The following is a 7,419-nucleotide window of genomic DNA, read 5'->3' on the forward strand; positions in this document are numbered from 1 at the left end:
CCGCTTCGGGGGAGGTGAAAGTGAAACCCCGTGGGGGCGTGCGTTACGCCGTCGGGGCGTGGATTTCGCCAAGCCGCCGCTTCGCTGGCAGATGGAAGCGCAACACCGTGGGAGCGTGAGTCACCCCGGTCGGGGCCAAGCGGTGAAGGACGAGCCAGTCGGCCTCGGCGGCCAACGCCTCGCTCCGCAGCGGGAACGGCCCGAGGACCGGCCCGCCGCTCGGCGAGAGGTCCGCCGCCCAGCCGCCTCGGGGGTGCGGCTCGACTTAACTGGCTCGGACGACGGCGTTGTCGCCGAGGGCGGCGGCGTCGATCAGTTCGCCATAGAGGCCGCGGGCGGTGCCGTCAGGACTGACGAACAATTCCTGCGTGGGGCCGCTCATCGGGGCGACCGCAGGACGCGGCGGCGGGGGGCGTCGGTCAGTTGACCGCGTCGCCGGCGCCGGACGAGGTATAAGAGGTCGGCTGCGTTGAGTTGAGCGACGGGCGGTGCTGTCGTTCGCCTGTGGCGGCCGCTGCGGTCCCGCGTTCGGAGCCGCCGCGAAGCGTCGGTAGCCCCCGGCCCCGGACTCTTGCCGGTGAAGGAATTTGAAAGAAGGGAACGACAGCGGGCACTCCCGCGTCGCGACGGCCGTCATCGCGGCTTCGCGTCCCGCGAATCACGCCGGGTTGCTCGCGGCGGGCCGGGTGACGCGGCGGAGCCGATCAACGGAGGGCCGTCCGCCCCGACGCCGTCTGGAGGATTTACGTCAGCGGCGTCGCCGACCGTGTTCCGCAAGTTCTCCAGCCAGTGGGCGCCCCGCAGGTGATCGATCGCCCGCAGCAGGTCGCCGTGCACGCCCGGGTCGGTCTCCCGCAGCTGTTGCTGGGCCAGTAATCGACTGAGCGAGCGACGGTCGGCGGGACGGATGTGAAGCGGGTCCGCGGAGATAATTCTCCAGACCGCGAGCCGCCGCCGCGAGGTGCGGGCCGCAGAAATCTCCGCGGCCGCCTCCGTCACGGAAGAGAACGGACAGCCGTCCGCTCCCGGCCCCGAACCCCCTTCGGCGTCGAACCGAACGGTCGGCAGCTCGGTCCGCGGATCAATGTCGTCCAGTCCCGCGGCGTCGAACGAGGCCAGCCACGCGGAACGTCGGTCGCCTGCGGAAGACCCGGGTCGCCCCCCGCCGAGGCGGTCCAGACGATCGGCGAAGACTTCGGCGGCGTGCTGTCCCAGCGACCGATACGCCTCCATCAGCCGGGGATCGGCGACGACGGCGGCGGGGTCGTTCGGGAAGGCCGGGTTCTCCGACCGGAACCGCTGCAGGGCGGCCGGTTCGTCTCCGTCGAACGTCGGCCTTACGTAAATGAGGTACCCCTCGGTCACGTTCGCGGCGTCCGCGGCGGGACCGTCCTCAAGATCGGCCAGGGCCGGGTCGTCGTTCAGGGGCGGGTAGGTGATCCGGGCGGTCAAGAAGTGAGCGGCCGCGTCCTTCGACCCGACCCGCTCCAGCGACTCCCGGCATAATTCCTCGCCGCCGTCCCCGTCGTACCGCACCCGCACCCCGGACTCGGCCGCCTCGCGCTGAACCGTCTTGAGCAGATCGGCGAACCGCCCGTCCGGATCGGCGGCGGCGTCCACGCAGACGATCAGTCGGGTCCGCCGCCGCAGGAGGGCTTCCAACCCCAGACTGTCGTGGTGCTGCCCGTCGGTGAGCAGCAGGTTCTCGCGGTCTTCCGGATGACGCGTCACGTAATCGACGAACTGCCACAGCGCCCGCGGCGGGCGGCGGCGAAGCGTGAGGCGGGCCCACGTCCGGCCGGCCCGCGTGGCGGACCGGGCCCGGGTGGCGGACGACACGCGGGCGGGGTTCCTCACCCGCAAACCGAGGCGGACGTTGAACAAGGTGGTCAAAGCCCGCAGGGCCCAATCCCGGGTCCGCTCCGGGGTGAGGACGCCGGCGGCCAGGCACGCCGCGTCCGAGAGGCGCAGGCTTCGGTAGTCGGGGTCCCCGTCGGTCCGCACCCAGCCGGTCCGCGGCCCGCCGCAGTACAGGGGGGAGAGCAGGAACCGCTCGAACGGTCGTAGAGCCCACACGCCCGCCGGTCTCTGCCGACCCGGCCGCGGCCGCTCCAACCGTCGGTGGTAGGCGTCCGCCTCCATCCCGCTGACCAGATCGCACCGGTGCGGCAGGTGGGCGGTCCCGCTAATCAGCGGGTACGGTCCGCCCAGCAGGGTCGGCGGCCCGGTCCGAGGCGGAACCCCGCCCGATCCTTGGTCCGGCCCGCTCCCGGACGCGGCCGGACCGACGGCGGCGAGATCGGTGAGCCGTGGGTCGTCCCGCCTGTTCGGCAGCCAAACGTTCCGGAACGCGTCCCGAAGCGTGCCGTGAGTGCTCACGTCGTTCAGGTTGACCAACCACCAAACCAGTACGGCGGCGATCGCGAACGCCGCCGCCAGCCGCAGACGAGCGGCTTGATCGAACGCGTGCACCTCGGCCGCGAAGACGCGGTCGGCCGGCCCGATCAACTCGCCGAGGTAGGCCCGCACCAACTCCGCGTTCACCTCCTGCGTTTCCCGCAACAGCCGCACGCGGTCGGCCGAACCGCCGTCGGCGCGATCCGACTCCAGGGCGGCCAGCAACTCGTTTCGGCGGTCCGGCCCGACCGTGAGGTATTCCGGCCAGCCTCCCTTGTCCCTCGGCAGGCCCCACCGGCGGGCGAGTCCCTCGGCCCGCTCCCGGGCGGCGACGATCCGCGGCGGGTCGCACCCCAGCGGCAGCTCGTCGCCGACGTCGGTTTGAAGGTCGAAGGCCCTGAATTTCTCGTAGAACTTCGGGTCCGAGAGGGCGTGCAGGGCCAATCCGGCCATCATCGCCCGGCGCTCGGTCAGGCGCTGTCGGGTCTGCCGGTAGAGGCTGGAGGCGTGCGTCTCCCAAGACGCCGCGTCCTCGACCGGTACCGACGAACGCATCCACGCCGACAGCGACTGGGGCAGCGGCCGCTCCCAGGGGAAGAGCCCGTACAGGTGTTCGACCCGATCCACCTCGGCTTCGACCAGCTCCGCCGCCTCCCCGTCCCACCCGCCCGCCGCGGCCCGTTTGACGGCGTCGCCCCGGGCCGGTCGCGAGGCGCTGAACCACATCGCATGGGCCGGCTCGAACAGGCCCTCCTCAACGATCTCGGTCTCCTCGGCCCCGCCGGCCTGGACGGGAACGTTCGCCTTCACCCGCCCCCCGGCGGCCAGCCGACGGTCGGCGAGTTGGTGAATCCGCCGCCACGCGATCGGAAACGTGTTGAAGTCCGACCCGCTGATCAGGTGCGGGTGAGCGGGGCACAGCAGCGGGACGTCCGGGCGGACCTCGTCCGGGCGGCGGGTCAGGTCCGTCAGATCCTCCCGGGCGAACACGCCGAACAGCAGTAGCGGGCCCCCGATCAGCATCCCCATGCTGGCCACCCGATAGAACCATCGCTCCTTGAGGTCCTGCGGGTGAGTCCCGCCGTGCAGCATTTTGGAAGGCAGCAACGCCCCGAGCAGCGTGACGACCTGGAACGCGGCCAGCACGACCGCGATGCCTTCCGTCAGGGTCCGCAGGAACGTCCGGTCCTCGGCGTCGGCGGCCTTGTGGGAGGCGATCGAAATGTCCCCGGTCGCTAGCAGCGAGACCAGCCCGAGCGGCAGACCGACCAGCCACAGCACCAACAGGACCCGCCGGACCGCCTCGCCGAGGCGGCGGGCGACCGCCCACCGCGGCGGCCCGTCCGGGGCGCCGCCTCCCCCGGACTTATCGGCGGCTCGGATCCGACTGACCGCCGCGACCCCCAATCGCACGCACCAAGCGGCAATCCACAATGTTAATAGTAAGGACGACCAGAAGAACGCCCGCCGAACGTCGCCGTTGAACCCGAACGCGTTGGCCAGCCCGGCTGTCCACGGGAGCGTTCCGTCCGGCCGCGTTCCGCCGTCGACCGCCCGGAACGCCCACGCCACCCCGGCCGCCGCGGCACAGAGCCCGAGGATGATCAGCAGGTTCGTCACGAGGACTCCCAGCAGATACCGGTCGAACAGGCGTAGCCCCTGCCGCAGGTACACCCCGGCGTGCGTGAGTTTGAGCACTTGCGGGGGCTGCCGGCCGTCCGCCGACGGCAGTAATCGCCCCGGCTCCCCGACCGGCGCCTCGACCGGCTCGCGAGTCGGGTCGCCCCCGGCGGTGAGGCCGAGATCGTTGTCCGGGCGGCCGGCGACGGCCGTTAGCAAAGCCCCGACCCGGCCCCCGCCGGCCACCAACGAGAGGTAGTCGAACTGCCTCAGTAATCCCCGCCGGCCGAGTCCCTGCACGAACCCGAGGTTGAACCCGGCCGCTCCCGCTCGCCCGCCGGACAGGGCGAGCCCGGCCCGGTCCCGCGGCGCCTCGGCGTCGCCTCCCGGCTCGATCATTCCGGCCGACCGCCGCCGGACGACCACCTCCTCCAATTCGGCCGCGAAGACGTCCGAAAACCGATCGGTGTGCGGCTCGGGCTGCGACTCCTCGCAGCCGAGCGCATTTTCGGCCGCCGGACCTGGATCCGTTGCGGGAACCTCGGCACGATCAGGAGCGCCGGGGCGGCCGGCGCCGGAGCCGGGCGGTACGATGCTGATCATGGGCGGGGGCGACTCGGACGGCAAGATTTGGTGCGGGACCTAACGGGCCGGTTCAGTCGCGGTCGTCGGGTTCGGTCGGGTCTGCGACTCGACCGAGAAACAGCGGGGCGGCCGGACGGGGGCGTTCGGCCGCGGGGCCGCCGGGTGCGGCGGCGACCGGGGCGATGACGAACAGGAACGGGCGGTCCGCGGTGAACGCCGCGGGCGGGTCCCGGCGGCCGAACCGGACGACCGCCCCCCCGGTCGCGGCCGCCGCGGACGTCCCCTGTTCGTCGACGGTGACCACGGCCTCCTGGACGAGCGTGCCGACGGTCAACCCGGCCGGCCGAGGGGTCAGCGGGGAAAAATCGGCCCCGGCCGCCACCGCCGCCCCGGCCCCCGCGGCGGCCAGCGGGTCGAGCAGATTATGCCGGGAACGGATTGAGAACGGCGGCAACGTCACGGTCACGCGGGCCGGTCGAAGCGCCGCCCGGACCGCCGCCAGTTCGGATTCGGTCAGCGACGCCGGCCCCTCCTCCCCGGCCGGCGGCAGCAGCACCGTCAGGGCCAGCCCCGCGGCGTACGGCAATTCGACCGCGGCGGGTCGATCCGCCTCCGGCGGGGCGTAGCGGCATGTCGTCGTAATCGTCATCCCCGGCGCCGTCACGACCGATCCGCTCGCGGTGCGGAACCGGATCGGGGTTTGAGTCGGACGGAACGGGGTCGGCCAAGTCCCGCGGAACGAGAGTGCGTCGACCAGCACCAGTTCGGCCCCGTCCAAAGCGCCGGGCGGGAACAGGCCCCGGACTCGTTCTGCGGTGCCGACTTCGATCCAACGGTTGACGGCGGCCGTCGGGTCGGCGGTCGGGAGCGACTTCACCTCTCCGCCGATCCGCTCGACAGCCGCCCGGTAGGTCGGACGGATTGGTAGCCCCGTACGGACCCAGATCGCATCAAGCGCCGAGAACGGGCCGTCCGGCGGAACCGGACCGACCGCCTCGAGGTCCGGGAAGGCGTGGTCCAGGTCGCCCGCCGCCGTTCCCGCCACCGCCGGCCGCAGCATGGCGACAGTTCTCCTGACGCCCGTCGGACTGAACGCGACGTTTCCCCCGCCGGCCGAGACCGCCGCCCACACGGTCCAGACGCCGACCGGCCGCGTCCCCAGATCGTTCGGCGGCGGAACGGCCGCGGTGAAGAGCGAGAGCGTCAGCAGGGCGGGAGCAGACACGAGTTCCGGCGTGACATGGGAACGGCGGGTGTGGCAAGGGCGTGGCCGGGCCGGGGGGCCCCATGGCGTCAGCGCTTTTGCAGGGTCAGCACAAACCGGTGCTCCGTCCCAGTTCCGAGGACGTAAAAGGCGTTGTCCTCCCGGTCCGGGCAGATCGCCGGGACGTCCGGCAAGGGCGGAACGATGTCGAACCGGGGGACAGCCCCCGCGTTCTCAGTCGCCGCGAACCGCACCGCGGCGCCGACCGGACCGCGAATCGTTCCGCCCGCCCCCGAAAGTCCGTCCCCCGCGTTGGCGCCGCCCGCGTTGGCGCCGGGGTTCAGCGGGTAGGTCGGATGGTCGGCTCGGACCAAGAGGACGGCCATGGTCTCGTCGGCCGGGTCCGGGTCCATCACGAAGTCGACCGGCAGTTGGACCAGTCGGCCCGGCGGGAGCGGGGCGAACGAGGCGGCGCTGCGGTCGTCGGGGTAGACGGGGCGGCTGGGGCGGCCGGTGTTCGGATAGTCTTGGAAGAGGTGGACGTAGACCGGCACGCTGCTCTCGACGTACATCCGAAATCGTTCGCCCGGCTGCCAGCGGTGCCGCACGGGGTTCACGAACCCGGTCGGCCGTCCGTCCGGCCCCAGCAGTTCGAACATCACCTTCGCGGCCATCTGATAGGGAGGCCCGCCCGTGGTCAGATTCGGGGCGGTGGTGTTCGGCGGGACCACGACGTTGAACCGAGTTTGCGGATCGTCGGAGCTCGGGACGGTCGCGTCTTGGCCGCTGACGGTCGCTTTCTGCTGAAGGGTCTGGAATCGGGTCTTCGCGTCTTGGCGCTGTCGGGCACGGGTCGTCGCGTCGTCTTGGGCGGGAACCGGCACGGCCAGGAACGCGGCGGCGACCACAGCAAGGGTCGCTCGGTACAGCGGGCACGAAGCGTGGGAGCGAGTCATCGGGAAAACCTCGGGATCGAAGCGGCGGAGCGAGGGGGAGAAGCTCTCGACCCGTGACGGCGGGTCGGGGGACGTACCGGCTGAAGACCGGTCCTGAGTTGAAGACGCCTCAGCGATTTGGACGGGCGGTCGTCCGTCCGGAGCGGATCGCTCCGTCGCCGTCCGTCGGGCGGTTGAAGGAGACGATCAGCGTCAATACCGACCCGTCCCGGTGGTTGACGACCTGCAGTTCGGTCGTGGGCGGGGCGCCGTCGACGGCGGCGGTGAACTGTGCCTCGCTGTCGGTCGGTCGGCCGCCGATCGACAAAATCCGGTCCCGGGGCTCCAAGACGATCCCGGCGGTCCCGGCCCGGTCCCGCAGGCGGGTGGCGGGGGTGCCCGCGAACACCCGCTCCACGGACACTCCCCGGCCGCCGTCCTGCCGCACCTTGACCCCGAACGCGAGCTTGGACGGGTCGACCTGTCCGTCGCCGTCGCCAGGTTCGCCGCCGCCGGGATTCGAACCCGGGTCGTTTTGCGGGGCGGGCCGGCGGTAGACCGTTTGGGTCGTTTGGACAAAATCGCGACCGACCACGCCCTGGGCGACCAAATCGCTCAATTCGACGGCGCCGCGGAGTCCGTTCGGAACTTTCGTCCGGAACGTCTGGTCGGTCCGCC

The 7,419-nt window shown here is 71.9% G+C and carries 3 protein-coding genes and 1 pseudogene; all 4 read right to left on the bottom strand.

From position 1 onward, the window contains the following. Window positions 1–633 precede the first annotated feature (633 nt). Complete coding sequence (locus ACG2DA_RS20570; protein WP_395258283.1) at window positions 634–4,416, bottom strand: hypothetical protein; 3,783 nt, start codon at window positions 4,414–4,416, stop codon at window positions 634–636. A 256-nt stretch (window positions 4,417–4,672) separates the two neighbouring features. Then, window positions 4,673–5,827, bottom strand: coding sequence for a serpin family protein (locus ACG2DA_RS20575; protein ID WP_395258285.1), 1,155 nt, complete (start codon window positions 5,825–5,827; stop codon window positions 4,673–4,675). 68 nt (window positions 5,828–5,895) lie between these two features. After that, complete coding sequence (locus ACG2DA_RS20580; RefSeq protein WP_395258286.1) at window positions 5,896–6,762, bottom strand: hypothetical protein; 867 nt, start codon at window positions 6,760–6,762, stop codon at window positions 5,896–5,898. 109 nt (window positions 6,763–6,871) lie between these two features. Continuing rightward, a pseudogene (locus tag ACG2DA_RS20585) lies at window positions 6,872–7,419 on the bottom strand (hypothetical protein); the annotation flags it as partial.

It is taken from the genome of Alienimonas sp. DA493, assembly GCF_043951915.1.
Classification (GTDB): domain Bacteria; phylum Planctomycetota; class Planctomycetia; order Planctomycetales; family Planctomycetaceae; genus Alienimonas.

What these genes read in the sequence shown, in the direction of transcription:
- ACG2DA_RS20570 (WP_395258283.1), bottom strand. Translation starts at nt 4,416, where the DNA reads ATGATCGAGCCGGGAGGCGACGCCGAGGCGCCGCGGGACCGGGCCGGG.
- ACG2DA_RS20580 (WP_395258286.1), bottom strand. Translation starts at nt 6,762, where the DNA reads ATGACTCGCTCCCACGCTTCGTGCCCGCTGTACCGAGCGACCCTTGCT.